At 72.2% G+C, this 25,467-nt stretch carries 21 protein-coding genes; 12 read left to right on the forward strand and 9 right to left on the reverse strand.

Annotation, left to right across the window (positions count from 1 at the left end):
• Positions 1-16: 16 nt before the first annotated feature.
• The 3 genes from Dvina_RS09310 to Dvina_RS09320 all read right to left on the reverse strand — a co-directional run bounded on the left by Dvina_RS09310 (position 17) and on the right by Dvina_RS09320 (position 4,782).
• Positions 17-2,092: a 3-hydroxyacyl-CoA dehydrogenase NAD-binding domain-containing protein gene (locus Dvina_RS09310; protein WP_223102009.1), complete on the reverse strand. Its 2,076-nt coding sequence runs from the start codon at positions 2,090-2,092 to the stop codon at positions 17-19.
• Positions 2,089-3,282: a thiolase family protein gene (locus tag Dvina_RS09315; RefSeq protein WP_223102010.1), complete on the reverse strand. Its 1,194-nt coding sequence runs from the start codon at positions 3,280-3,282 to the stop codon at positions 2,089-2,091. Before Dvina_RS09315 ends, Dvina_RS09310 begins: the two co-directional genes overlap by 4 nt.
• Positions 3,283-3,507: 225 nt before the next feature.
• On the reverse strand, positions 3,508-4,782 hold the full coding sequence (locus Dvina_RS09320) for an HRDC domain-containing protein (RefSeq protein WP_223102011.1): 1,275 nt from the start codon (positions 4,780-4,782) through the stop codon (positions 3,508-3,510).
• Positions 4,783-5,091: 309 nt separating this feature from the next.
• Between Dvina_RS09320 and Dvina_RS09325 the strand changes: the two genes are divergently transcribed.
• Together Dvina_RS09325 and Dvina_RS09330 are read left to right on the forward strand one after the other, a co-directional pair.
• Positions 5,092-6,174 carry a S1C family serine protease gene (locus tag Dvina_RS09325; protein WP_223102012.1) on the forward strand — a complete coding sequence of 361 codons (1,083 nt, stop codon included), beginning with the start codon at positions 5,092-5,094 and terminating at the stop codon, positions 6,172-6,174.
• A gap of 140 nt (positions 6,175-6,314) precedes the next feature.
• On the forward strand, positions 6,315-7,217 hold the full coding sequence (locus tag Dvina_RS09330; RefSeq protein ID WP_223102013.1) for a hypothetical protein: 903 nt from the start codon (positions 6,315-6,317) through the stop codon (positions 7,215-7,217).
• A 53-nt stretch (positions 7,218-7,270) separates the two neighbouring features.
• On the opposite strand, the gene Dvina_RS09335 is transcribed toward Dvina_RS09330, so the two are convergent.
• Complete coding sequence (locus Dvina_RS09335; RefSeq protein WP_223102014.1) at positions 7,271-7,822, reverse strand: DUF3000 domain-containing protein; 552 nt, start codon at positions 7,820-7,822, stop codon at positions 7,271-7,273.
• Positions 7,823-7,891: 69 nt separating this feature from the next.
• On the opposite strand from Dvina_RS09335, the gene hemE reads away from it, so the two are divergent.
• Complete coding sequence (hemE, locus tag Dvina_RS09340; RefSeq protein WP_223102015.1) at positions 7,892-8,908, forward strand: uroporphyrinogen decarboxylase; 1,017 nt, start codon at positions 7,892-7,894, stop codon at positions 8,906-8,908.
• A 195-nt stretch (positions 8,909-9,103) separates the two neighbouring features.
• Here hemE and Dvina_RS09345 read toward each other — a convergent pair whose 3' ends face one another.
• Both Dvina_RS09345 and Dvina_RS09350 read right to left on the reverse strand, forming a co-directional pair.
• The gene (locus Dvina_RS09345) at positions 9,104-10,801 is read right to left on the reverse strand and encodes a HEAT repeat domain-containing protein (protein ID WP_223102016.1); all 1,698 of its coding nucleotides are present in this window, start codon (positions 10,799-10,801) and stop codon (positions 9,104-9,106) included.
• 119 nt (positions 10,802-10,920) lie between these two features.
• Positions 10,921-11,673 carry an SDR family NAD(P)-dependent oxidoreductase gene (locus tag Dvina_RS09350; protein ID WP_223102017.1) on the reverse strand — a complete coding sequence of 251 codons (753 nt, stop codon included), beginning with the start codon at positions 11,671-11,673 and terminating at the stop codon, positions 10,921-10,923.
• 22 nt (positions 11,674-11,695) lie between these two features.
• Between Dvina_RS09350 and hemG the strand changes: the two genes are divergently transcribed.
• Together hemG and hemQ are read left to right on the forward strand one after the other, a co-directional pair.
• Positions 11,696-13,012, forward strand: coding sequence for a protoporphyrinogen oxidase (gene hemG, locus Dvina_RS09355; RefSeq protein WP_223102018.1), 1,317 nt, complete (start codon positions 11,696-11,698; stop codon positions 13,010-13,012).
• Positions 13,013-13,017: 5 nt separating this feature from the next.
• On the forward strand, positions 13,018-13,713 hold the full coding sequence (hemQ, locus tag Dvina_RS09360) for a hydrogen peroxide-dependent heme synthase (protein ID WP_223102019.1): 696 nt from the start codon (positions 13,018-13,020) through the stop codon (positions 13,711-13,713).
• A gap of 6 nt (positions 13,714-13,719) precedes the next feature.
• Here hemQ and Dvina_RS09365 read toward each other — a convergent pair whose 3' ends face one another.
• From Dvina_RS09365 to Dvina_RS09375, 3 genes are all read right to left on the reverse strand, one after another.
• Positions 13,720-15,501 (reverse strand): GH25 family lysozyme, encoded by a 1,782-nt coding sequence (locus Dvina_RS09365; RefSeq protein ID WP_223102020.1) that lies wholly within the window; start codon positions 15,499-15,501, stop codon positions 13,720-13,722.
• A 151-nt stretch (positions 15,502-15,652) separates the two neighbouring features.
• Positions 15,653-16,414, reverse strand: coding sequence for an ABC transporter permease (locus Dvina_RS09370; protein ID WP_223102021.1), 762 nt, complete (start codon positions 16,412-16,414; stop codon positions 15,653-15,655).
• Positions 16,407-17,393, reverse strand: a complete 987-nt coding sequence (locus tag Dvina_RS09375; RefSeq protein ID WP_223102022.1) for an ATP-binding cassette domain-containing protein — start codon at positions 17,391-17,393, stop codon at positions 16,407-16,409. The genes Dvina_RS09370 and Dvina_RS09375 overlap by 8 nt, the downstream gene beginning before the upstream one ends.
• A 35-nt stretch (positions 17,394-17,428) precedes the next feature.
• On the opposite strand from Dvina_RS09375, the gene Dvina_RS09380 reads away from it, so the two are divergent.
• From Dvina_RS09380 to Dvina_RS09410, 7 genes are all read left to right on the forward strand, one after another.
• Complete coding sequence (locus Dvina_RS09380) at positions 17,429-18,175, forward strand: TetR/AcrR family transcriptional regulator (RefSeq protein ID WP_223102023.1); 747 nt, start codon at positions 17,429-17,431, stop codon at positions 18,173-18,175.
• Positions 18,176-18,264: 89 nt separating this feature from the next.
• Positions 18,265-20,646: a hypothetical protein gene (locus Dvina_RS09385; protein WP_223102024.1), complete on the forward strand. Its 2,382-nt coding sequence runs from the start codon at positions 18,265-18,267 to the stop codon at positions 20,644-20,646.
• Positions 20,646-21,509, forward strand: a complete 864-nt coding sequence (locus Dvina_RS09390; protein WP_223102025.1) for a class I SAM-dependent methyltransferase — start codon at positions 20,646-20,648, stop codon at positions 21,507-21,509. The genes Dvina_RS09385 and Dvina_RS09390 overlap by 1 nt, the downstream gene beginning before the upstream one ends.
• Before the next feature lie 26 nt (positions 21,510-21,535).
• On the forward strand, positions 21,536-23,041 hold the full coding sequence (locus Dvina_RS09395) for a deoxyguanosinetriphosphate triphosphohydrolase family protein (protein ID WP_223102026.1): 1,506 nt from the start codon (positions 21,536-21,538) through the stop codon (positions 23,039-23,041).
• Positions 23,042-23,104: 63 nt separating this feature from the next.
• Positions 23,105-23,572 carry a GNAT family N-acetyltransferase gene (locus Dvina_RS09400; RefSeq protein WP_223102027.1) on the forward strand — a complete coding sequence of 156 codons (468 nt, stop codon included), beginning with the start codon at positions 23,105-23,107 and terminating at the stop codon, positions 23,570-23,572.
• On the forward strand, positions 23,569-24,948 hold the full coding sequence (locus Dvina_RS09405) for an FAD-dependent oxidoreductase (RefSeq protein WP_223102028.1): 1,380 nt from the start codon (positions 23,569-23,571) through the stop codon (positions 24,946-24,948). Before Dvina_RS09400 ends, Dvina_RS09405 begins: the two co-directional genes overlap by 4 nt.
• Positions 24,945-25,376, forward strand: coding sequence for a GNAT family N-acetyltransferase (locus Dvina_RS09410; RefSeq protein ID WP_223102029.1), 432 nt, complete (start codon positions 24,945-24,947; stop codon positions 25,374-25,376). Before Dvina_RS09405 ends, Dvina_RS09410 begins: the two co-directional genes overlap by 4 nt.
• Positions 25,377-25,467 lie beyond the last annotated feature (91 nt).

Genomic DNA, 25,467 nt, shown 5'->3' on the forward strand with positions numbered 1-25,467 from the left:
ACATTTCCGGATTCATTCACCCATTCGGGGCGTTTGCCACGCCTTCCGCGAGGAAGCGGGCGCCGGTGACCTTCTCGGAGATGCCCTCCCGGTCCAGGTAGGGGCTGACGCCGCCGAGGTGGAACGGCCAGCCCGCGCCGAGGATCATGCACAGGTCGATGTCGCGGGCGTCGGCGACGACGCCCTCGTCGAGCATCAGGCGGATCTCCCGGGCCAGCGCCTCGGTCGCCTCCGCGCGCAGCTGCTCGGCGGTCGAGGGGGTCGAGCCGACCTCCAGCAGGGCCAGTACCTCGGGGTCGGGGTTGCCGTCCCGGTCGGTGAAGCCGCGCTTGCCGGCCTCGACGACCCGGCCCAGGTTCGCCGAGACACCGAAGCGGTCCGGGAACGCGTGGTGCAGCGTCTCCGCCACGTGGTGCGCGACGGCCGGGCCGACCATCGTGAGCAGGGCCATCGGGCGCATCGGCAGGCCCAGCGGGTCGAGCGCCGAGTCCGCGACCTCGATCGGGGTGCCGTTGTCCACCGCGGCCGTCACGACGCCCAGGAAGCGGGTCAGCAGCCGGTTGACGACGAAGGCCGGAGCGTCTTTGACGAGAACCGACGACTTCTTCAGGGCCTTGCCGACGGCGAACGCCGTCGCCAGTGTCGCGTCGTCGGTCCGGTCGGCCCGGACGATCTCCAGCAGCGGCATCATCGCGACCGGGTTGAAGAAGTGGAGGCCGACGACGCGCTCCGGGTGGGCCAGGTCGGCCGCCATCTCGGAGACCGACAGCGATGAAGTGTTGGTGGCCAGGACGCAGTCGTCGCGGACGATCGCCTCGACCTCGGCCCAGACCTGCTTCTTGACCTTGAGGTCCTCGAACACCGCCTCCAGCACGAGGTCGGCGTCGGCGAACGCGGCCTTGTCGACGGAGCCGGAGATCAGGCCCTTGTACTTCGCGGCCCGCCCCGCGTCCAGGCGCCCCTTGCCGACCAGCTTCTCGATCTCGGCGTGGACGTAGCCGACGCCCTTGTCGACGCGCGCCTGGTCGAGGTCGGTGAGGACCACCGGCACCTCCAGGCGCCGCACGAACAGCAGCGCGAGCTGCGAGGCCATGAGGCCGGCACCCACGATGCCGACCTTCGTGACGTCGCGGGCCAGGCCGCGGTCCGGGGCGCCCGCGGGCCGCTTGGCCCGCCGCTGCACCAGGTCGAACGCGTAGAGGCTGGCCCGCGCCTGGTCGCCCATGATCAGGTCGGCGAGCGCGTCGTCCTCGGCTGCGGTACCCACCGAGAAGTCGGCGTCTTTCGCCAGGGCCAGCAGCTCGAGCGCCCGGTTGGCGGAGTGCACCGCACCGTGCAGGCGCTCGTCGAGCTGGTGCTTGGCGAAGTAGAGCACGCCGTCCCACATGTCCCGGTCCACCTCGGGCCGGGTGACGGTGATCGAGCCGTCGACGACGCCCTCGGCCCACGCGAGGGAGCGCTCGAGGTAGTCGGCCGGCTCGAAGATCGCGTCGGCCAGGCCCATCTCGTGCGCCTGGGCCGGGCGCAGCTGCTTCTGCGTGAGCGGGTTCTGCAGGATGACCTGGGCGGCGCCGGCGATCCCGATCAGGTTGGGCAGCAGCTGCGTGCCGCCCCAGCCCGGGACCAGCCCGATCGCGACCTCGGGCAGCGCCAGCGCGGCCGCGCCCGAGGAGACCGTCCGGTAGTGGCAGTGCAGGGCGACCTCGAGGCCGCCGCCCATCGCCGCGCCGTTGATGAACGCGAACGTCGGGACGGGCGAGTCCTTGAACTTGCGGAAGACCCGGTGGCCGTACCGGCCCAGCTCCAGCGCCTGCGCCCGCTCGGTGAGCAGCGGCATGCCGGTGATGTCGGCGCCGACGCAGAAGATGTAAGGCTTGCCGGTCAGGGCGATGAACTTCGGGTTCGCCGCGACCGCCTCGTCGATCGCCGCCTCCAGGCTCGCGAGGCCGCCGGGGCCGAACGAGTTGGGCTTGGTGTGGTCGAAGCCGTTGTCGAGCGTGATGAGCGCGGCGCGCTCGCGGCTCGGGAGCGTGACGAAGCGCAGCAGCGCCTTGGTCACGACCTCGTCGGGAAAGCTCAGCGCGGCTGTCACTTCTCGCCCTTCCAGTTGGGGTTCTCCCAGATCACGGACGCGCCCATGCCGATGCCGACACACATCGCGGTCAGGCCGTAGCGCACGTCGGGCCGCTCGGCGAACTGCCGCGACAGCTGCGTCATCAGGCGCACCCCGGACGACGCGAGCGGGTGGCCCACAGCGATGGCGCCGCCCCACTGGTTGACCCGCGGGTCGTCGTCGGCGATCCCGAAATGATCCAGAAACGCCAGCACCTGTACCGCAAAAGCCTCATTGAGCTCGAAGAGCCCGATGTCGTCGATGGACAGCCCGGCCAGGCGCAGCGCCTTCTCGGTGGAGGGCACGGGGCCGAAGCCCATGACCTCGGGCTCGACGCCGACGAACCCGTAGGACACCAGCCGCATCCCGATCGGCAGCCCCAGCTCCCGGGCGACGTCCTCGGCGGCGATGATCGACGCCGTCGCCCCGTCATTGAGCCCGGCCGCGTTGCCCGCGGTGACGCGCCCGTGCGCCCGGAACGGCGTCTTGAGGGTGGCCAGCTTCTCCAGGCTTGTCTCGCGTGGCGCCTCGTCGACTGTCGCCAGCCCCCACCCGGTCTCCGGGTCGCGCGTGGCCACGCTCACCAGGTCGCCCTGCAGCTTCCCGGCGGCGTACGCGGCGGCCGTCTTCACCTGCGACGCGTACCCGAACCGGTCGGCCCGCTCCTTGGTGATGCCCGGCAGCCGGTCGTGCAGGTTCTCCGCGGTGGAGCCCATGACGAGCGCGGACGGGTCGACGAGCTTCTCGGCGAGGATACGCGGGTTGGGGTCGACGCCCTCACCCATCGGGTGCCGGCCCATGTGCTCGACCCCGCCGGCGATGGCCACGTCGTAGGCCCCGAACGCGATCCCGCCGGCGACGGTCGTGACAGCGGTCAGCGCGCCCGCGCACATGCGGTCGATGGCGTAGCCGGGCACCGTCTTGGGCAGCCCGGCCAGCAGCGCCGCCGTCCGCCCGATCGTCAACCCCTGGTCGCCGGTCTGCGTGGTGGCCGCGATGGCCACCTCGTCGACCCGCTCCGGGGGCAGCTGGGGATTGCGTCGCAGCAGTTCCCGGATACAGCGGATGACGAGGTCATCGGCGCGAGTGTTGGCGTACATCCCACCGGCCTTGCCGAACGGGGTACGCACGCCGTCGACGAAGACGACGTCGCGGACAGCACGGGACACAGAAGTCCTCCTAGTGGCGAATTACGAGCCATGTTACTCGCCAGTAGGTCTGCCTGTGCTGTGAACCCTTTCACCCACACGCTCCGGCCCGGCCGCGGGCGTCGCGGCGCGCCGGGTGCTCGGCCAGGCGGCCGTTTCGGTCAGGCCGGGCCCGCGCGCCCGGATGAGGTGGCGGGCGCGCTGGGCGATGGGCTGCCGGTGTCGTCGGGGGGTGGAGGGGCCCGGCTATTCGGCCGGGGTCGTCAGGGCCTGCGTCAGGCCGGGGGAGACCAGGGCCACCTGCCAGGGGCGGGCGCCGTAGCCGGAGAGGACCGCGGCCACGGCCTCCTCGGAGAGCTCCTCCGGCGGGGACCAGGCCAGCCGCCGTACCGAATCCGGGGTGATGAGGTTTTCCGGAGGCAGGTGGTGCGCTGCCGCCAGGCCGGTGACCAGCTCGCGGCACCGGGCTAGGCGGGCGGCGGCGACCGGGTCGCGCTCGGCCCAGCGGTGGGGTGGGGGCGGACCCTCCGAGGGGGGAGTGGTCGGCAGCTCCTTGTCCGAGAGGGCCCGGGCGTCGGAGAGGGCGGTCAGCCAGGTCGGGGCCAGCCGGCGCACCGAGCGGCCGCCGAAGCCGGCCAGGGCCAGGAGGGCGCGTTCGTCCTTCGGGTCCGCCTCAGCGGCGGCGATGATGGCGGCGTCGGCCAGGACCCGGCCCGGGGAGGCGTCCCGGCGCTGGGCTATCTCGTCGCGGGCGGTCCAGAGCGCGCGGACGCGGGCCAGGGCGCGGGCGCCGCGGACCCGGTGGATGCCGGAGGTGCGCCGCCACGGGTCGGCCCGGACCCGCGGGGGGTCGCCGGCCGAGGCAACGAGGGCGGCGAACTCCTGGGCGGCCCATTCGGTCTTGCCCTGCTTGGCCAGCTCCTCGACGAGGATCTCGCGCAGCTGCAGCAGCAGCTCGACGTCCAGGGCCGCGTACGTCAGCCAGGAGGTCGGCAGGGGCCTCGTCGACCAGTCGGCGGCCGAGTGGTGCTTCTCGAGGGTGTACCCGAGCAGGCTCTCGGTGAGCGCGGCCAGCCCGACCCGCTCGAACCCGCACAGGCGGGCGGCCAGCTCGGTGTCGAACAGGCGGGTCGGGCGCAGGCCCAGCTCGGTCAGGCACGGGAGGTCCTGGCTGGCGGCGTGCAGGATCCACTCCGTGGGCGAGATCACCTCGTCGAGCTCCGGCAGCTGGCCGAACGGGAGCGGGTCGATGAGGACGGTGCCGGCGCCGGCCCGGCGCAGCTGCACCAGGTAGGCGCGGTGGGTGTAGCGGTAGCCGGAGGCGCGCTCGGCGTCGACGGCTACCGGGCCGGTGCCGGCGGCGAACCGTTCGACGGCGCGCGCCAGCTCGGCCCGGTCCACGATCGGCTCGGGGGTCCCGTCTCGGGGGGCGGTCAGCAGGACGGGCTCGGTCTTTGGGTCCGGAATGTCCGGACTGTCTGCCTCTTCGTCCCGACGCCGCACGGGGGGTTCGTCGGTCACGTCGACCACCGTACGTTGCGGCACAGTTCGCCGTGTGCAGCCGGTCCGGCGCGTCGGCGTTCTTGAGTGTGTAGAGACACTGTGAAAGGGACAGACAGCCTCTCGCTGTAGCCGGTACGGTTCGCGGGCGCGGGCGGTCCGGTTCTGTACAGAGGCTGCTTCGACGGTCGCGGCACTTGTGCGGGCCGTCTAGGGTGAGGGCCGACTGCGGTATTGCCGATCGCTCCCGAGCGTGAACTGGCAAAACGGGACACTACGTGCGGTGTGCTCCAAACGGTGAGGAACCGTGACAGGAAGGATACGAGAAGCATGACGGCCGGGTATGACCCCTCCAACCCGGTGGCTTCCGGCAGCTCGGAGTACGACGACCGGCCGCGGCACGCCGCACCCGGCGACGACTCGGAGCGACTCGGTCCACTTCCCCCTCGGATCACCCAGACCGGCTCGTTCCCGGCCGCGCCGCCGAACCAGGTCACCGGACAGCTCCCGGCCCAGCCCACCAGCGCGAGCCCGCTGCCGGCCCAGCCCACGTCGCTGCCGCCGCAGTCCACCAGCTCCTGGCCGGTGTCCGCCCCCGCCGGGCCGCCCCCGCACAGCGGGCCGCCGGTGAACACCGCCCCGCGCCGCAGCCCGCTGGCCGCGATCGCGCTGGTCCTGGTCGTCCTGCTGCTGATCGTGGCCGGCATCCAGACGGCGTTCATCGTCGACCTGGAGAAGAAGGTCGACAAGGCCGACGCCGCCGCCAAGGCCGCCGCGACCGCCGACGCGTCCCGGCTCAAGACCCTCGAGGACCGGGCCGACAAGCTCGAGCAGAAGACCGGCGGCAGCCTCAACGCGGCCGAGGTCGCGGCGAGCGTGCGGCCGAGCGTGTTCCGGGTCAGCACGAAGTATGCGATCGGCACCGGCTTCGCGATCGGCAAGTCCTCCGGCGGTGGCACGAACCTGATCACGAACTACCACGTGGTCGCGGACGCCTACGAAAAGGGCGAGAAGGACGTCAGCCTGGAGCGGACCGACCAGCGCTTCCCGGGCAAGATCATCGAGGTACACCCGGACAAGGATCTTGCGGTCCTGCACACGGAAGAAGAGTTCGCCAAGCTCTCCGCCGCGGCCGCCGCCCCGAAGGTCGGCGAGCCCGTCCTCGTCATCGGCTCCCCGATGGGCCTGGAGGACACCGTGACGACGGGCGTCGTGAGCGCCTTCCGCACCCTCAACGGCGAGCAGCTCATGCAGTTCGACGCGGCCATCAACCCGGGCAACTCCGGCGGTCCTGTGTTCAACGCCAAGAAGGAGGTGGTGGGCGTCGCAACGCTGAAGGCCCAGCAGGCCGAGGGCATCGGCCTCGCCATTCCGATCTCTGTGGTCTGCGACACCGTCCCGTCCGTCTGCTGAGACCCGCTGTACCCCATGCAGCTTTCCCCGGTGACAACCCGGGGACGCACCAACCCGCCCGGCGCTTTCCCGGTCGCGCCGGCGGTCGTACGACTCCCACCGGCGCGCTGACCGGCGGGGCTTTCAGGAGGTAAGAGACCATGACATACCCCCAGGGGAACCCGAACGACGGCTACGGCTTTCCCGACCCGAACGCCCCGGCCGGCGCCTACCCGCCGCCGCCCGGGCAGGCTCCCGCCTCCGGCCCGCCCGGCTACCCGGCCACCGCGCCCGCGTCGCCCTACGGCGAGCAGCCCCAGCCGCAGCAGTACGCGCAGCCGCAGCCCCAGCAGTACACGCAGCCCCAGCCGGGCCAGCCGTACCCGCCGGCGGTGCCGCCGCAGCCGCAGCCGACCCACGACCAGGGGACGTCCCAGCTGCCCGCGTACGGCAACGAGGGCGCCTACAGCCTCGACCCCTCGGTCTCGGCCCCGCCGACCGCCGCGCTGGGCCAGCCGGCCCCGCCGATGTCCGCGCCGCCCATGTCGGGCCCGCCGATGTCCGGCCCGCCGATGGGCTACGGCCCGGTCTCCGGCCCGCCCACCACCGGGTTCCCCGGCGCGCCGATCGGCTACCCGGGCGCCGAGCCGCCGAAGAAGCGCGGCATCGCCGTCCCGCTGCTGGCCAGCCTCCTGGCCCTGGCGGTCATCGCGGCGGGCGTGTTCGTGGGGCTGTACATCGACAAGTCGGGCAAGCTCGACAAGTCCGAGAAGCAGTCGGCGCAGCGCCAGGCCGCCCTGGACCAGTCGAACAAGGACCTGGAGCAGACCCGCAAGGACCTCACGGCCAAGGCCGACGAGCTGACCAAGGCCCAGCAGGACCTGCGCGGCACCCAGGCCGACAGCACCGAGGCCAAGCGCCAGCGCGACGTCATCGGCACCTGCCTGAAGCTGCTGTTCGAGGCGCTGGACGCGTCGGCGGCCGGTGACAAGACGACCACTCAGAACAAGATCAATGAGATGGACAAGCCGTGCAACGAGGCTCAGGTCCTGCTCGGGATCTAGTCCGGTAAAAAGGCGCCCCCGTTGCCGGGGGCGCCTTTTCATGAGTACGCATTTCATGAGTGGAGTGCGGTGACGCCCGGTGGTGGCAGGCCGGCCGTCGAGGCCAGCAGCGCGCACCACGCGTGCACGTGGGCCTGCATGTCCTCCGTCGTCGGCGTCCACGAGGCGCGGATCTCCAGGTCGGCCGCGGCCGGCGGCCCCGCGAGATCCCCGAACCGGGTCGACATCGTCTGCGTGACGGTGCCACCGATCGCCGTGTACGCCGCGCTGTGCCCCTCGAGCGCGTCCACCAGCCAGCTCCAGCCGACGCCGGGCAGCAGCGGATCCGTGGCCATGTCGGCCTCGAGCTCGGCTGTCACGTACGTCACCAGCCGCATCGTGCCGTCCCACGCGTCATGGCCGGCCGGGTCGTGCAGCAGGATCAGCCGCCCGGTCGCCACCTCCTCGCCGTGGCGCAGCACGGTGCCGCCGATCGCGTGGGCGTACGGGGCCAGCCGCTGCGGTGCCGGGACCTCCTCCAGCGTGATCTCCGGCCGGGTGGTCGCGGCGCGCAGCTCCTCCACCGCCCGGGTGAACGTGGGGGGAGTCGCGGTCGATGGCGCCATAACGGAAGACTAAGACCGAAACGTGCGCAGGGGGTGCCGCCGCGCCGCCCGGACACGCACAGTGAAACGATGGACGGCACCATGAAGCTTCTGTTGCGCGCCGTACGCGGCGAGGTCGTGCCCCGCCCACCCGTCTGGTTCATGCGCCAGGCGGGCCGCTCACTGCCCGAATACCGCGCACTGCGCGCGGACGTGGGCATGCTGGAGTCCTGCCGCCGGCCCGACCTCGTCTGCGAGATCACCCTGCAGCCGGTGCGCCGGCACCAGGTCGACGCCGCGATCCTGTTCAGCGACATCGTGGTACCGCTGCAGGCCGCCGGCATCGACCTGGACATCGTCGCCGGCACCGGCCCCGTCGTCGCCAGCCCGGTCCGCACCATGGACGACGTCACCGCGATCCGCCCGCTCGACCCGACCGACGTCGCGTTCGTCGACACCGCCATCCGCCTGCTGCTGGCCGAGCTGGGGCAGACCGAGACCGCACTCATCGGGTTCGCGGGCGCCCCGTTCACGCTGGCCAGCTACCTGGTCGAGGGCGGCCCGTCGCGGCACCACGCGAAGACGAAGGCCCTCATGTACGGGGCGCCGGACGTGTGGAACGCCCTCTGCGCCCGCCTGGCCGCCATCACCCGGACCTTCCTGGAAGTCCAGATCGCCGCCGGTGTCGACGCCGTCCAGCTCTTCGACTCCTGGGCCGGCTCCCTGTCGGAGGCCGATTACAGGCGCTTCGTGCTCCCCCACTCCAAGGCCGTCCTCGACGGACTCTCGGTCCCCAAAATCCATTTCGGCGTGGGTACCGGCGAGCTGTTGCCGGCAATGGCCGAGGCGGGCGCGGACGTGGTGGGCGTCGACTGGCGCACGCCGCTCGACGTCGCCGCTTCGCGGGTGCCGGGGAAGGTGCTGCAGGGAAACCTGGACCCGTGTGTCCTGACGGCCCCGTGGCCGGTGGTGGCCGCCGAGGCGCGGCGCGTCATCGCCGAGGGCAAGAAGGCGCCGGGCCACATCTTCAACCTGGGGCACGGGGTGCTGCCGGAGACGGACCCGGACGTCCTGACCCGACTCGTCGAGCTGATCCGCAACGCTTAGTGGTGCGCGGTTGACGGTACGTGTTTTCGTCGATGATCCGTTAGGTCCGGCGTGCTAGGTTGTGGAGAAGCAGCGCGCCGGCAACCCGGGTCGCACCGTTCAGCCGTTCATGGCCTCGCGTTGGCCGGGTGATGGGGTGATCGCCGGTCATGAGTCAGGTCGCCAGCCGTGGTCGCCGGTCGGCTGCCGGAGCGGTCAGGACTCGGGCCGCCAGCGGGGCCAGCCGTGGTCGCCGGCCAGCTGGGACAGGCGCGATCCGAGCATCAGGTGCGTGGCCGGCTCGACCGACTGCAGGCGGTAGTGGACGAGCTCGGCGATCTCGGGGGCGCGATACTCGGCGTGCTCCAGCAGCTGCAGGGTGACCGACCACCAGTAGCGCTCCTCGTCCGAAGCGTGCGGAGCGCCCGCCCGGAACCAGTCCGCCAGCCCGTCGATCAGGTCGTCGCCGACGCCGTCGGGGTCGGTCAGGCGCAGGGCCGCGCAGACCCGGGCCACCACGTCGTCGTCCCAGCCCGACAGGTGGCCACGGACCAGGGTGTGCAGCGACGCGTGGCCCAGGGCGCCGGCGGCGTCGATCTCCAGCGAGAAGACGTTGTCGCGGGCCAGGCGCTCGTGGAGCACCGGCAGCACGCGGGTGTCGCGGCGGCGGGCCAGGCCCAGCAGCGCCTCGCACCGCGTGTCGTCGTGCGGGTCCTCCAGCCGCGCCACGAGCGCGTCGCGGATGGTCCTGGTGTCCACTTCGGACAGTTGGGTGCCGAGGGCGAAGCAGGCCCAGTCGCGCACGTCGTCGTCGGGGTCGGCGCTCAGGCGGATCAGGGCGTGGACCGTGTCGTCGGGGACGGACTCGCCGAGGACGCTGGGGAGGGCCTGCGCGACGGCCCGGCGTACTGACGGGTCGGGGTGGCGGGCCAAGGGGAGCAGCAGGGGGAGCGCGGCGTCGTCGTAGCACCAGGCGACCGCCTCGGCCAGCTCGGCCGGGGTGGTCGTGGGGGAGTTGAGCAGCGCGGCGATGCTGCGGGCGGTCGGCTCCACGTCGTCGACCGGCGCGTCGAGCGGCGCTGGATGGGCGATATGTGCGGGAAAATCGGAAATGGGCGAATCGTCCGAAAAACCGGAGTTCCCGGAGTGGCCCAGGGCGGCCTCGTCGTCGGCCGCTGTCCAGGAGCCGGCGCCCGGCCAGGACTCGTCGGGCCAGCCGGCCTCGTGGGGTGCGGCCGGCCAGGGGAACTCCTGAGCAGGGCCGTCGGAGGGCGTTGTCGTCCAGGGGCGCTCGGGCGGGCGGCTGCCGTCGGTGTGGGTGCCCTCGGCGGGCCACGGTGTCTCCGCAGTGGCGCCGGGGCGGGTGCCGTCGGCACTGTCGGGACCCTCGGAAGGGGTGGCGGCCTCGGCTGGGGACTGCGGCCACGTCGTGTTGGAGGCGGCTGGGGAAGGCGCGTCGGAGGGTGTGCGGGCGTCCGGGATCGTGTAGCCCGTGAGATCGCCGTATTGCGTGACGAATCCCGTCATATCGGCGTTGGGGTTTCCGAAGCCGCTGGAGCCGGCGAAGTGGGGGATGTCGTTGCGGAGCGGGCCTACCTCGTTCGCGGCCGGCCTCGTCTGGTCGGGGGCGAAGCGGGGCGGCGCCGCGGCCTGATCCGGCTCCGGGGTGCGCAGGTCGGCCAGGTCGGCGATGACCTCGGCCAGTGGGCTCAGCGCCAGCTCGTCCAGCTCGTCCAGGCGGTCCAGGCGGTCCAGCTCGGACTCCGGGGACGGCTTCGGATCCGAGGGTTCCCGGGCGGCGGGGACGAAGAGGTCCGCGGCTCTCGGGAACAGGCCGGACACGTCGGTCGGGCCGCCGGGAATCGGGTCCGGCGGCTCTTCGGGCGCGGGGCGGGAGGACGCGAGGTCGCTCATCCCCGAGAGTGTGCGCGCCTTGGCTCGGATCTTCCAGAGGGGTTCGCCCCTCAGATGGACAAGGTCGGCGGACGATCACCCTACTCGCTGACATATCGACCGGGTGACGGTCGCCCGCGTCAGCGGGCCCGGGTGTTGAGGCGCAGGGACTGCCAGGAGCCGTCGGCGGCCCAGCCACCGTCAACGGAGAGGGTCGTGCCGTTGATGAAGCCGCTCTTCGCCGGGTCGGCCAGGAACGCGACAGCCCGCGCGATGTCGTCCGGCTGGGCGAATCGGGCCATCGGGACGTGGTCGGTGATATCGGTGTCCACGTAGGCGCCGCTCGACTGGGACGCGTCGTCCATCTCGGTCTTCACCCAGCCCGGGCAGACCGCGTTGACGCGGACGCCGCGGCCGCCCCACTCCACGGCCAGGGTCCGGGTCAGGCCGATCAGCCCGTGCTTGCTGGCGTTGTACGCGACCCGGTCGGCCACGCCCAGGAGGCCGGCCACCGAGGCGATGTTGACGATCGAGCCCGTGCCGCGGACCAGCATGCGGCGGCCGAACGCCTGGCTGAGCAGGAACGGGCCGGTCAGGTTGACGTCGAGGACGCGGCGCCACTCGGCGGCGGTGGTCTCCTCGGCCGGCGCGATCGAGGCTATGCCGGCGTTGTTGACCAGGACGTCGGCGCGGCCGTAGCGGGATTCGACGGCGGCCACGAAGCGGTCGACGTCCGCGTCGTCGGAGACGTCGCCCTGGAAGGAGAAGAAGTCGGGTACCGGCTCGCGGTCGATGACGGCCAGCCGGTAGCCCTCCTCGGCCAGGAGCTCCGCGGTGCGGCGGCCGATGCCGTGAGCCGCGCCCGTGACCACTGCCACCCGTTCATCGCCCATCCCGCGACAATAGACTCCACGTATGAACAAACGGGTCGTGGTCGTCGGTGGAGGGATCGCCGGGCTGGCCGCGGCGCATCGGCTGCACACGCTGCGGCCGGACCTGGACGTCGTGCTGCTCGACCAGCGGGACCGGCCCGGCGGCAAGCTGTCGACGGGCGAGCTGGCCGGGCGCCCCGTGGAGCGCGGAGCCGAGTCGTTCCTGGTCGGGGGGCCGAGCGCGGCGATCGAGCTGGCCCGGGAGGTCGGGCTCGGCGACGCCGTCGTGCACCCGACCGGGGCCAGGGCGGCCGTGGCCATCAACGGGGTCCTGCAGGACCTGCCGACCGGCACCCTGATGGGCATACCGCTCCAGGGCGCCGAGGAGGCCGCGGCGACACCCATCCTCGGGACGGATCGCGACGTCAGCGTCGGCGAGCTGATCAGGCCGCGGCGCGGGGACGAGGTCGTCGACCACTTCGTCGAGCCGCTCCTCGGCGGGGTGTACGCGGGCCGCGCCGATCGCCTCTCGGTCCGCATGGCGCTCCCGGCCCTGGCCAAGGCGGCCGAGCACCACACCACGCTGAGCGCCGCCCTCGCCGAGGCCACCGCCTCGAGCGCCGGGCGGGAGCCGGGCGCGCCGATCTTCGGGGCCATCGACGGCGGCATGAGCCGGTTCGTCGACGCCATCACCGCCACCCTGCCCGACGTCCGCACCAACACGACGGTCCGCGAGCTCGAGCAGCACAACGGCGGCTGGCGGCTCACGACCGGCCCCACGCGGGACCCGCGGACACTCGACGCCGACGCCGTGATCCTGGCCGTCCCGGCCGCGCCCGCCGCGCGGCTGCTGCAGCGGGCCATCGACCTGGAGTACGCCAGCATTGCCCTTGTCGCCCTCGTGCTGCCGAGCACCAAGCTGCCCGACCTCTCGGGCTTCCTGGTCCCGGCGACGGAGGGGCTCACCATCAAGGCGGTCACCTTCTTCGACCGCAAATGGGCCCACCTGCGCCGGCCGGACACCACGATCCTGCGCGCCTCCATCGGCCGGCACGGGGACGAGGAGCAGCTCCAGCGCACCGACGAGGAGCTGAAGGACCGGGTCCGCACCGAGGTCGCCCGGCTCATCGGCGTCGACGCGCTTCCGGAAGAGCTCGCCTTCGGGGTGTACCGCTGGGGCGGCGCCCTGCCCCAGTACGCCCCCGGCCACCAGGCCCGCATCCGAGCACTCAGGGAAAGCCTGCAGGACACGGCGCCGATCGCGGTCGCGGGCGCGGCCTACGACGGCGTCGGCATCCCCGCCTGCATCACGTCCGGGCGGACGGCCGCCGCGGCGGTCCTGGCCAGATTGGGAGAATGAGCAGCATGACGAGCACGAACGCCGCCCGCATCAAGGAGATCAACGACACCATCCGCTACACCATGTGGTCGGTGTTCCGGCTCGAGGCGCCGTTCGGGGCCGGTGAGCGGGACGCGGCCGAGGTCGCGGCCTTCTTCGCCGACCTCGCGGCCAAGGACGTGACGGTGCGCGGGACCTACGATGTCGCGGGGCTGCGGGCCGACGCCGACGTGATGATCTGGTGGCACGCGGCGAGCGCCGAGGCGCTCCAGGAGGCGTACTCCGGCTTCCGCCGCACCGGACTCGGGCAGCGCCTGGCCCCGGTGTGGTCGCAGATGGCGCTGCACCGGCCGGCCGAGTTCAACAAGAGCCACATCCCGGCGTTCCTCGCCGACGAGCACGCCAAGGAGTGGGTCTGCGTCTATCCGTTCGTCCGTTCCTATGAGTGGTACCTCCTGCCCGACGAGGAGCGCCGCGCGATGCTCGCCGAGCACGGGCGCCAGGCCCGCGGCTTCCCCGACGTGCGGGCGAACACGGTGGCCAGCTTCGCCCTCGGCGACTACGAGTGGATCCTGGCGTTCGAGGCCGACGAGCTGCACCGCATCGTCGACCTCATGCGTGAGCTGCGCGCCTCCCGGGCCCGCCGCCACGTCCGCGAGGAGGTCCCGTTCTACACCGGCCGCCGCCGCGAGCTGACCGACCTCATCGCCAACCTTCCGTAGCGCCGCTCATTGCATGAGGTTCGACCAGCCGGACCAGACGCCGAGGCCCTTCAGCCACAGCTGGGTGACCAGGTTGCCGTTCGACACGGCGTAGATCTCCGTGTTGGCCGTCCACGGGTTCAGCACGACCACTGGGTCGGTGTCCAGGGCGCCGCCGATGCCGACCCAGGGCGTCCAGCCGCCGCCGGGCATCACGAGGGTGTACTGCAGGTCGCCCCCGCCCACCGCATAGATCTCGGTCGAGCGGTACTGCGGGTTGTAGAAGATCGCCGGGTCCCCGGAGAGCGAGCCGCCCAGGCTGTTCCAGTTCGACCACTGCGTCCCCGAGTAGTACTTCTGGACCAGGCGGCCCGCGGACGAGCGGGCGTAGATCTCCGTGGTGCCGTACAGGGGGCTGCGGAACGCCGCCGGATCGCCGCGCAGGTCGCCGCCGAGGTCGTTCCAGCCCGACCAGCCGGCCGCGAAGTACTTCTGGACCAGGCGGCCCGACGACGAGCGGGCGTAAATCTCGGTGGTCCGGTAGACGGGGTTGTAGACGATCTCGGCCGGGTCGCCCACGAGGTCGCCGCCGAGGTCGTTCCAGGCCGACCAGCCACCGGAGTAGAAGCGCTGCATCAGGTGGCCGTTGGAGCCGCGGGCGTAGATCTCGGTCGAGCCGTAGCGGGGGCTGTAGAACACGACCGGGTCCCCGGCGATGTCCCCGCCCAGGTCGGTCCAGTCCGACCAGCGGCCCGCCTGCCAGTACTTCTGCGCCAGGTGGCCGTCGCGGGTGCGCGCGTACACCTCGATGGTCTTCGCGGTCGGGTTCTGCAGCACGTGCGGGGTGCCGGCGATCCCACCGCCGAAGTTGCTCCAGCTCGACCAGCCGTAGCCGGGGGACCAGTACCGCTGCGAGAGGCCGTGGCCCGCGTCCGTGTAGACCTGCATCTGTGCGGTCGGCGCGTGCGGGACCGCGGCCGGCTGGGCGATCAGCGGCTCGGGCGGGTCGATGCCGGCCAGGCGGCGCAGCTGATCGAGGGAGCCGTTGAACACGTCCTTGTCGTAGTTGCCGGGCTGGGTGTTGTCGCCGCCGGTGTACTGCCAGAGCGTCCACTTCGACCAGCCGCCCGGCAGTTTCGGGGTGGTGCCGCTCCAGCTCGCGATGTCGAGGGGGTACGACGAGAACTGGGTGGTGCTGCCGACGCACTGGTTCCACCAGGTCGCCGCCGTGTAGATCATGGCCTTGCGGCCGATGCGCACCTGGATCTGGTCGAGGAACGCCTGGATCCAGGCGCGCATCGCCGTCTGGTCGAGGTCGTAGCACGGGCCGATGTTGCGGAAGTAGGGCCACTCGAGGTCGACGAACGGGACAAGGGTCTTGGAGTCGTTCACCCAGGCCGCGTTGTCGATGAAGATGTTCGCGTCGCCGACCGGGTCGGCGTGGTCCGGCCGGGCCCACGTGTACGCGCCGGCGAGGAGCCCGGCCCGCTTCGCGTCGGCGAGGTCGCGGGCGAAGTACGGGTTGATGTAGTTGTTCGTCTCGGTTGCCTTGACGTAGGCGAACTGGACCCCCTGCGCGGCCTGGCCGGCCCAGTCGATCGTGCTCGACGCGCTGTGGTCGTGGCTGGAGACGTCGATGCCCTTGACCGTGTACTGCGGCCCCGGCGTCGCGGCCGCCGCCTCGGCCCGGTCGTGCGCCCCGGCCTGCGCGTGGCCGTTCGCCCCGGCCTCCGCCCGGTCGTTGCCGGCCGGGGGAGTGGCCGGATTCAGCAGCCCGGCGAGCATCACGATCGCAAGCACGCTTCGCATTGGGGCACGTTATCCGGACGATTCGGTCTTACGTGGCGTTTCTGAAATGTCCGACACAAGTGATCGGACATTGCACATATATGACCGGTCAGGCGATAAGTCCGAAAAGTCGCGCACGCAGTGCCCGACTTTTCGGACCGGCGCGGGTGGGCTAGGCGCGCGTCTTGGTGCGGAACAGCAGGGCTGCCGCGAGGATCGAGACGAGCATGATGCCGGCGCACCATGCGACGGCGCGCCACGGGGCGGTGCCGACCGGCTGGTCCAGGAGGAGGCCGCGCAGGCTCTCCGTGATCGGGGTGACCGGCTGGTTGCCGGCGAAGCCGCGCAGCCAGGAGGGCATCGTGTCGATCGGGACGAAGGCGCTGCTCGCGTAGGGCAGGAACGTGATGCTGAACGTGTAGCCGCTGGCCGCCTCCGGGGTGCCGGCGAGCAGGCCCATGCACGCGGACAGCCAGGAGACGGCGGCGATCGTCAGCACCAGGATGCCGACGGCGGCCAGCCACTGGCCGGCGTGGGCGTGCGGGCGGAAGCCGAGGGCGAACGCGACGCCCAGGACGAGCGCGCTGGAGACGACGTTGCGGGCCAGGCTCGCGAAGACGTGGCCGGAGATGACCGCGGCGCCGCCGACGTCGAGGGTGCGGAGGCGGTCGACGATGCCCTCCTTGAGGTCGTTGGCGACGGAGACCGCGGTCATCGCCGAGCCGAACGACACGCACAGGAGCATCACGCCGGGCACGACGTAGGTGACGTACTCGGTGCCGGTCTGGATGGCCCCGCCGAACAGGTACACGAAGACGATCATGAGCATGACCGGCAGGGCGATCGACATGATCAGGGCCTCGACGTTGCGCCGGCCGAGGCGCAGTGCGCGGCCGCTGAGGACCGTCCACTGGGTCAGAGCGGTGCTAGACACCGGCTTCGATCCTTTCTGCTCCGGGGGTCGATGTGGTGAGGGAGAGGAAGACGTCGTCGAGCGTGGCGCTGTGCAGGGAGAACCGGCGGACGCCCGAGCCCGCCGGGTCGATCTCGTCGAGCACTGAGCGCACGTGGGCGGCGCTGCCGTCGGTGGTCACGCCCAGGGTCAGCGCGGCCTCGTCGCGCTGGACGACCCGGGCGCCGAGCCGGGCCGCGGCGGCGTCGAACGACGGGCGGTCGGCCAGGTGGAGGTCCAGGCGCTGGTCGCCGAAGCGGCTCTTGAGCTCGGCCGGGCTGCCCTCGGCGACCACGCGGCCGTGGTCGACGACGGCGATGCGGGCCGCGAGCCGGTCGGCCTCCTCCAGGTACTGCGTCGTCAGGAACACCGTCCGGCCCGCCGCGACGAGCCCGTCGACGACGTCCCACATGGCCTGGCGGCTGGTGAGGTCCAGGCCGGTGGTCGGCTCGTCGAGGAAGATCACCGGGGCCGACGCGGTCAGGCCGGCGGCCAGGTCGAGGCGGCGCCGCATGCCGCCCGAGTAGTGCCCGGCCCGCCGGTGCGCGGCCGCGGTCAGCTCGAAGCGCTCCAGGAGCTCCTCGGCCCGGCGCCGGGCGGCGCGGCGGGACAGCCCGGCCAGCCGGCCCATCATCCGCAGGTTCTCGGCCCCGGTCTGCAGCTCGTCGACGGCCGCGTACTGCCCCGTGAGGCTTATCGCCCGGCGCACCGCCGACCGCTCCCGCACGACGTCGTGCCCGGCCACCCGGGCCGTGCCGCCGTCCGGGCGGACGAGCGTGGTGAGGATGCGCACCGTCGTGGTCTTCCCGGCGCCGTTGGGCCCGAGCAGGCAGAACACCGTGCCGGCAGGCACCTTCAGATCCACGCCGGTCAGCACGTCGAGCTTCCCGTAGGACTTGCGCAGCCCCGCCACCTCGATCGCGTATGGCGTACGCTCTTCTGCGTATGTCGTACTCGTCATGCGTACGTTATACGCAGAAGTAGAATGTCCAGTCAATGAGCGCGCACGAAAACGGCATACCGAAGGTCCTCGCGGCGGCCTGGGGGCTGAAGGAGCGGCCGGGCAAGGGGCCGCGGCCGGGGCTGACCCTGGACCGGATCGTCGCCGCCGGGGTGAAGGTGGCCGCGACCGAGGGGCTCGGCGCGGTGTCGATGGCCCGCGTCGCCGGCGAGCTGGGCGCGGCCACCATGTCGCTGTACCGGTACGTGTCGGCCAAGAACGAGCTGCTCGATCTCATGGTCGACGCCGCCATCGGCCCCGCCCCCGAGACCGACCCGAGCCTCGGCTGGCGCGAGGGGCTGCGCGGGTTCGCCTACAGCTACCTCGCCCTGCTGCGCCGCCAGTCCTGGGTGGTGCGCGTCCCGATCAGCACCCCGCCGATCACCCCGCACCAGATCGGCTGGATGAACCACGGCCTGGCCGTCATGCGCGAGACGAACCTGCGCCACGACGAGCGGCTCTCCACGATCATGATGGTCAGCGGCATGGCCCGGAACTGGGCGCTGCTCACCGCCGACATCGACGCCGCCGCCCACGCCGCCGGCGGCACCACCGAGCAGGCGATGTCCGAGTACGGGCGGCTGCTGTACACGCTCGTCGACCCGGTGCGCTTCCCGGCGATCGGCGAGCTGATCGAGTCCCGGGTCCTGGAGACCTCCAGCGCCCGCCCCGACGACGACTTCGAGTTCGGCATCGAGCGCTTCCTCGACGGCCTCGACGCCCTGATGCAGCGCCGAAAATAGCCTTTCGAGTGGTTTTCGCCCACTCCCTCGCCCCCCGGTCGCGCGTTGCATACCTTGCGACCAAGGACCTGGGGAGAAGCGGAGCGCCGGTGACAACAACTGTCGAGCGGCGGACCCCGGTGGCTCCCGCCGCATCCCGCACCGGGTGGCGCATCCCCGCGTGGGTCCCGCCGGCCGCCCTCACCGGCCTGGTCGCCGTGGGCCTGGAGTTCTACGGGGTCCCGTTCCCGACGACCGCGATCTTCCTCCTGTACCTCCTGGGCGGCATCGTCGCGCCCGGCACCCTGATCTGGCGTGCGGTGCGGGGCCGCTCGGGCTGGATCGTCGAGGACCTCGGCGCCGGGCTCGCGCTCGGCTACGCCGGGGAGGTGCTCGCCTACATTCCGGCCCGGGCGATCGGGCTGCCGCTCCTGGTGCTCGTCTGGCCGGTCGCGGTCATCGGCGCCTTTCTCGCGGTACCCCCGCTGAGAAGGTTTTGGCGGTTCAGCTCCGACGCCCGGGACCGCACGCCCCTGTGGTGGTCGCTCACCCTGTCCGCGACGGCGGCCGTCGTCTTCTACTGGAGCTGCGTGCGCTTCTTCCGCACGCACGACCTGCGCGAGCCGGGGATGCTCAGCCCCGACGCCGACTCGCCGTTCCACCTCGCGCTCATCGGCGACGCCAAGCACCACATGCCGCTGCTCTCCCCGTGGCTGTCCGACCAGCCGGTCCTGTACCACTGGTTCGTCTACGCCGAGATGGCCGCCACCTCCTGGGTCACCGGCATCGAGCCGCACGTCCTGCTGGTCCGCCTGGGCCCGATGCCGATGCTGTTCGGCCTGGTCGCGCTCCTGGGCGTCATCGGGCGGCGGCTCACCGGGGTCTGGTGGGCGGGCGCGGCGGCCGCCGTCATCACGTTCTTCGTGCTGACCCCGATGCCCTACCACTGGCCCCTGGAGGGCTGGTTCTCCGCGTTCGGCACCAACGCGTTCGAGGACGGCTCGTCACTGCGGGCCCAGCTGTGGACGAGCCCGACCCAGACGTTCGGGGCGCTGCTGTTCGCCGGGCTGGCGCTCGCCCTCATCGAGGCCCTCGCCGGGCACACCAGGGCGCGGTGGCTGCTTGTCACGGTGCTGATCGCGGCGGTGACCGGGGCCAAGGCGACGTTCCTGCCGATGCTGCTGGCCGGGCTGCTGCTCGTCGTCGCCGTCCGGCTGATCACCCGCCGCCGGGTGCACCCGGGCGCGCTCTACGCCGCCGGGGTCACGCTCCTGGGGCTGCTGTTCGCGCAGTTCGTGCTCTTCGGCGGCGCCTCGCAGGGCATGGCCATCGACCCGCTGCACTTCGCGCAGATCTCCGGCGCGCCGTACACGCTGAAGTTCGCCGCGCCGGAGTACCCGCACCCGCTGTGGCGGCTGCTCGTCGTCACCCTGCTCACGGTCCTGTGCTGGGCCTGCATCTGGCCCGGGCTGCTCGGGCTCGGCCGCCTCGCCCCGACCATCCAGCACGCCCGGCGGGTGCGCCGCGACCTCGGCATCGCCGCCGACCCGGTGATCGCGATGTTCGGCATCGGGCTGTCCGGCGTCGGCGCGCTCATGGTCTTCGGGCACGAGGCCGGGGCCGAGGGCTGGTTCATGGTCTCCGCCCGGCCCTACCTGTCCCTCGCGTCAGTGGTCGGCCTGGTCCTGCTGACCCCGCGCGGGCTTCCCGACCGGCCGATGCTGCGGCAGGTGTCGCTCGCGACGGGCGCCGGCGCGGCGGTCCTGCTGGTCGTGCACAAGATCGGCTCGATGCACACGCCGAAGCTGCAGAACACCGGCAGCCTGGCCGTGACCACCGGGGCCCTCATCTGGCCCTACCTGCTCGCCTACGGCCTGCTCGGTGCCGCCGGCTACTGGATCCACCGGCACCGCGCACCGGTCTGGCGCACGCTCGTCTGCGCGATGCTCGCCGGCGCGTGCATGATCACCGCGCTGCAGCACGTATACCTCATGACCCGCGCCTCCTACCTCGGCGGCTGGCGGGGCGTCGTGCAGATCGCGACGTTCGTCACGCCCGGCACGCAGGAGGCCGGGCGGTGGCTGCGCGATCATTCGGACCCGGACGACCTCGTCGCCACCAACGCCCACTGCGTCGGCGACCCCTACGCGCTGACCGGCTGCGACAACCGGCACTTCTGGTTCTCCGCCTACAGCGAGCGGCGCTTCCTGGTCGAGGGCTGGGGCTTCACCAACCGGGCCCACGAGGAGGCGGCCCGGGCGGGTGTCAACGCAATCTTCGCGCCGTACTGGGACCCGCAGAAGCTCGCCGACAACGACGCCGCGTTCTACCACCCGACGGCTTCGACAGTCGGTCTCCTGCGGGACAAGTACCACGTCAAGTGGCTGATGGTCGACGAGGGTTACCTGCTGCTGCCCTCGACCTGGATCCAGGACTACGCGCAGTTCCGGTATCGCGCGGGCCGGATCGCCGTCTATGAGATGAGGGGTTGATGAGCACGCTTCTGGACACCCGACAGGACCGCCTGGCCTCGGTGCTCGCGTGCCCTCGCTGCCGCGGCTCATTGAGCTTCGACCTGGTCTGCGTCGTCTGTGGCCCGGTGGGCACCCGGCACGGCGCCACGCTGGACTTCGGGGGCTTCGGCGAGTCCGAGCTCAAGGCCGACGCGCTCAACCGGGTCAAGGAGCTCGTCAAGACCCGGTTCCACCGGCTGTATCCGGCCGCCATCAAGGTGCTCTCCCCGGTCCAGGACCGCCCCGGGCTCGTCATGCCGTTCCTGCGCAGCTTCGACCTCGACCGGGACCTCGTCGCCGACTTCGGCTGCGGCACGCACCGCCGCGACGAGCGGGTGATCTGCATGGACGGCGGGTCGTACGGCAACGTCGACATCGTCACCGACCTGCGCCGGCTGCCGCTGGCCGACGGGAGCCTGGCCGGCGGGGTCAGCATCGCCGTGCTCGAGCACGTCCCCGACCCGGCCGCCCACATCGCCGAGATGCACCGCGTCCTGCGCCCCGGCGGGCGGATGCTTGTCTTCGTGCCGTTCATGCAGCCGTTCCACGCCTCGCCGTACGACTTCCAGCGGTACACCGAGGTCGGGCTGCGCGAGCAGTTCGGCGCGTTCGACGTGCTGTCGGTCAAGGTCGGGGCCGGGCCGACGTCGGGGATGCTGTGGGTGCTGCAGGAGTGGCTGGCCATGCTGCTGTCGTTCGGCAGCCGGCGGCTCTATCGGGCCATCCTGCCACTGACCTGGGTTTTGTCGCCCTTGAAGGTGCTTGACCTCCTGCTGATCCACCACCCCATGGCGGCGCAGGCGGCGTCGGGGTTCGTGATCGAGGTACAGAAGCGGCCTTGATCTTCGGTTTTGGTAGAACTGACCCCATGAACGATCCGCGCGCGCAACGACTCTTCGGCGGCTCGCCCGGCGACATCGCCGGCAGCCCCTTCCGGGCCGACCGGGACCGGATCGTCGCCTCGCCGTTCTTCGCGCGGCTGGCCGGGGTCACGCAGGTGATCAGCCCCGGCGGCTCGGGGCTCCTCGTGCACAACCGGCTCACGCACAGCCTGAAGGTGGCCTCCGTCGCCCGGGGGATCGTCGAGCAGCTCGGCTCCTCGCCGGAGTCGCGGACGCTGCTGGACAAGCTGGGCGGGTGCGACCCCGACGTCGTCGAGGCGGCCGCGCTCGCCCACGACCTCGGGCACCCGCCGTTCGGGCACCTCGGCGAGCACGTGCTCGACCGGCTCGCGCGGGAGCGGCTCGGGCTGCCGGACGGGTTCGAGGGCAACGCGCAGTCGTACCGGATCGTCACCAGCACCCAGATCCGCGGGGCGACGATCGGGCTCGATCTCACCGCGGCGGTGCGGGCGGCGCTGCTGAAGTATCCGTGGACGCGGCGGACGTACCCGGACCCGCATCCGATGCACATGCACCCCACGCCCCGCGGCGCCGGCGGTGACCCGGCGGTCGGCTCGGGCAAGTTCGGCGCCTACGTGACCGAGCTCGCCGACGTCCGCCAGGCCCGCGCCCCGTTCGCCGGCCGCCTCGCCGACTGGCAGCAGACCGCCGAGGCGTCGGTCATGGACACCGCCGACGACATCGCCTACGCCATCCACGACCTCGAGGACTTCCACCGCGTCGGCGTCCTGCAGCAGGGCTCGGTCGCGACCGAGCTCATCGCCTGGCTGCGCGACTTCGACGCCCTGCGCAACCTCGGCGACACCCAGCTGCGGGCGACGGGGCGCCGGCCGGGCCGCTCCGTGGAGCTCCTGCGCCGGACGCTCGTCGCGAAGGACAGCTGGATCTACGACGACGACGCCTTCGCCGCCGCCGTCGCCCACGTGCGGACCGAGCTGGCCGACGGGCTCCTGGCCGCCCCGTTCGACGGCTCCATCGACGCCGAGCAGGCCGTCGCCCGGTTCTCGGCCCGCTGGACCCGCCGCCTCATCGACGCCGTCCACGTGCGCCCCGACCCGCCGGTCCGCTCCGGGCACGTCCTGCTCGCCTCGGCCCAGTGGCACGAGGTCCAGGTCCTGAAGTTCATCCACCACCGGTTCGTGCTCGAGCGCCCCGACCTGGCCCTGCACCAGCGCGGCCAGGCCCGGCTGCTGGCCAGCCTGGTCGAGGCGCTGCACGCGTGGCTCACCGACCCGGGGGAGGAGGCGCGGCTGCCCCGCCGCCTCTACGACCTGGTGGAGCTGGCCGAGGCGGAGACGGTCGAGCTGTCCCCGGCCGACTACGGCCTGGACCGCATGGACGTGCCGGCCATGGCGCGCGGGCGGGCGATCGTCGACTTCGTCGCCGCGCTCACCGACGGGCAGGCGTCCGGGCTGCTCGACGCGCTGTCGGGGCGATCGCGTCAACTCTGGACCGACGCCTTCGTCCTGTGAGAGCCGCGCCCCTCGCGGGTACGACCGCTCCCGGCCACGCCGGGAGTTCGTATTGTGAGGGCCATGCTGGTTTTGCGTGCCATGACCCAGGACGAGCTCGAGGCCCGGCTGCCCGTGCTGCACGAGGAGTACGCCGACGACGAGCTGCGGGCCGGGCGGGACCGGCCCGAGACCGTGCGCTCCAACGTCGCCGCGCTGTTTCGCCAGCTCCTGCCGGACGGGGTGGCGACGCCGGGGCACCTGCTGTTCAGCGGCGTCGACGACGGTGGGGCGGTGGTCGGGTGGATCTGGCTCGCGCTGCCGGGCGTGAAGCGGCCCCAGGCGTGGGTGTACGAGGTGCAGGTCGACCCGCCCTTCCGCCGGCGCGGGTTCGGGCGGGCGCTGGTGCTCGCGGCCGAGGACGAGCTGCGCTCCCGCGGGGTGTCCGAGCTCGGCCTCAACGTCTTCGGGCACAACGCCGGGGCCCGGTCGCTCTACGAGTCTCTCGGCTTCTCGGTGAAGTCGATCACGATGTCCAAGGATCTCGCGTGACCTCGCGTCTGGTGGTCATCGGGGGCGACGCGGCCGGGATGAGCGCCGCGTCGCAGGCGCGGAAGCGGCGGCCCGCCTCCGACCTGGAGATCGTCGCCTTCGAGCGCGGGCAGCACGTGTCGTACTCGGCCTGCGGCATCCCCTATCTGGTCGCCGGCGACGTCACCGACCCGGATGCGCTTGTCGCCCGGCACCCGGCGGAGTTCCTGAAGCTGGACATCGATGTCCGCCTGTCGAGCGAGGTCGTGGCGATCGACCTGGACCGGCGGTCGGTGGTCTTCCGTTCGGCCGCCGGCTCCGGCGCGTCCGCGCGCGAGTCGGTGCTGGGCTTCGATCAGCTCGTCATCGCCACCGGGGGCGTGCCCACCCGGCCCGACGTGCCCGGCTCGCTGTCCGTCGGCATCCACGGCGTGCAGACCCTCGAGGACGGGATCCGGCTGCTCGGGTACCTCGACCGCCACCAGCCGCGCAGAGCCGTCGTCGTCGGCGGCGGGTACATCGGCCTCGAAATGGCCGAGGCCATGCTCCGCCACGGACTCGACGTCACGCTCGTGGACGCGGCCGAGCAGCCGATGCGTACCCTCGACCCGGACATGGGCGGGCTCATCGCCGACGCCCTGCGGGCCGAGGGTGTCACGCTGCGGCTGGGTGAGCGTCTCGAAGGCTTCGCGAGCACGGCCGGCCGGGTCACGGCCGTGCACACCAGCGGCGGGGAGATCCCGGCCGACCTGGTCATCCTCGGCCTCGGCAGCCGCCCCGACAGCGGCCTGGCCCGGGCCGCGGGCATCGCCGTGGGCGAGACCGGCGGCGTCCGCACCGACCGCCGCATGCGCACGTCCGCCGAGGGCGTGTGGGCGGCCGGCGACTGCGTGGAGACGCTCCACCTGGTCTCGCTGCGCCCGGTCGCCATCGCCCTGGGCACCCACGCCAACAAACAGGGCCGCGCCGCGGGCATCAACATCGGGGGTGGCTACGCCACGTTCCCAGGCGTCGTGGGTACCGCGGTGTCGAAACTCTGCGGCACGGAGGTCGCCCGCACCGGCCTGTCCACCGCGGAGGCGGCCGCCGCCGGGTTCGCGGCCTACAGCGTGACAACCGAGTCGACGACCCGCGCCGGCTACTACCCGGGCGCCCGCAAGATCAAGACAAAGATCATCGCCGAGCGCACGACCGGCCGCCTGCTCGGCGCGCAGATCGTCGGCGAGGAGGGCGCCGCGAAACGCATCGACGCCCTGGCGGTGGCGCTGTGGCACGGGATGACCGTCGAGGAGATGACGTCCCTGGACCTCTCCTACGCGCCGCCGTTCGCGCCGGTCTGGGACCCGGTGCTCATCGCGGCCCGGAAGGCGGCCGAGGCGCTAGGTTCCTTCTCATGATCACATCCACGTTCGCGTCGCTGTCGGCTTCGGACCTGTACCGGATTCTGCGCCTGCGCTTCGAGGTCTTCATCGTGGAGCAGCACTGCGTGTACCCGGAGCTGGACGGGCGGGACACCGAGCCGGCCACGCTGCACATGTGGCTCGACGCCCCGGACGGCTCGGTCGCGGCCTACCTGCGCGTCCTGACGGAGCCCGACGGCTCGGCCCGCATCGGCCGGGTCGTCACCGCGGCGCCTTCCCGGGGCAAGGGGCTGGCCGGTCAGCTGATGGCCGCCGCGCTCGAACGGCTCGGCCCCGACCGTCTGGTGGTGCTCGACGCCCAGACGGTCGCGACCGGGCTGTATGAACGCTTCGGCTTCGTGGTGACCGGCCCGGCGTACGACGACGAGGGGATTGAGCACGTGCCCATGGCCCGGCGGCCCTAGGGCGTCTCGGCTCTCGCTCGACGCCTTCGGGCCTCATACCTTGGGGCCGCACACCTTCGGGCCCGCGCCTTGGGCTCTGCGCCTTTGGTTT

The organism is Dactylosporangium vinaceum (genome assembly GCF_019904175.1).
Classification (GTDB): Bacteria; Actinomycetota; Actinomycetes; order Mycobacteriales; family Micromonosporaceae; genus Dactylosporangium; species Dactylosporangium vinaceum.

Bases quoted from the DNA above. Each gene is read 5' to 3' on its own strand.
- Dvina_RS09335 (WP_223102014.1), bottom strand. From the start codon at position 7,822: ATGGCGCCATCGACCGCGACTCCCCCCACGTTCACCCGGGCGGTGGAG.
- Dvina_RS09345 (WP_223102016.1), bottom strand. From the start codon at position 10,801: ATGAGCGACCTCGCGTCCTCCCGCCCCGCGCCCGAAGAGCCGCCGGAC.
- Dvina_RS09410 (WP_223102029.1), top strand. From the start codon at position 24,945: ATGATCACATCCACGTTCGCGTCGCTGTCGGCTTCGGACCTGTACCGG.
- hemE (WP_223102015.1), top strand. From the start codon at position 7,892: ATGGACGGCACCATGAAGCTTCTGTTGCGCGCCGTACGCGGCGAGGTC.
- Dvina_RS09380 (WP_223102023.1), top strand. From the start codon at position 17,429: ATGAGCGCGCACGAAAACGGCATACCGAAGGTCCTCGCGGCGGCCTGG.
- Dvina_RS09375 (WP_223102022.1), bottom strand. From the start codon at position 17,393: ATGACGAGTACGACATACGCAGAAGAGCGTACGCCATACGCGATCGAG.
- Dvina_RS09400 (WP_223102027.1), top strand. From the start codon at position 23,105: ATGCTGGTTTTGCGTGCCATGACCCAGGACGAGCTCGAGGCCCGGCTG.
- Dvina_RS09365 (WP_223102020.1), bottom strand. From the start codon at position 15,501: ATGCGAAGCGTGCTTGCGATCGTGATGCTCGCCGGGCTGCTGAATCCG.
- hemQ (WP_223102019.1), top strand. From the start codon at position 13,018: ATGACGAGCACGAACGCCGCCCGCATCAAGGAGATCAACGACACCATC.
- Dvina_RS09325 (WP_223102012.1), top strand. From the start codon at position 5,092: ATGACGGCCGGGTATGACCCCTCCAACCCGGTGGCTTCCGGCAGCTCG.
- Dvina_RS09350 (WP_223102017.1), bottom strand. From the start codon at position 11,673: ATGGGCGATGAACGGGTGGCAGTGGTCACGGGCGCGGCTCACGGCATC.
- Dvina_RS09395 (WP_223102026.1), top strand. From the start codon at position 21,536: ATGAACGATCCGCGCGCGCAACGACTCTTCGGCGGCTCGCCCGGCGAC.
- hemG (WP_223102018.1), top strand. From the start codon at position 11,696: ATGAACAAACGGGTCGTGGTCGTCGGTGGAGGGATCGCCGGGCTGGCC.
- Dvina_RS09390 (WP_223102025.1), top strand. From the start codon at position 20,646: ATGAGCACGCTTCTGGACACCCGACAGGACCGCCTGGCCTCGGTGCTC.
- Dvina_RS09330 (WP_223102013.1), top strand. From the start codon at position 6,315: ATGACATACCCCCAGGGGAACCCGAACGACGGCTACGGCTTTCCCGAC.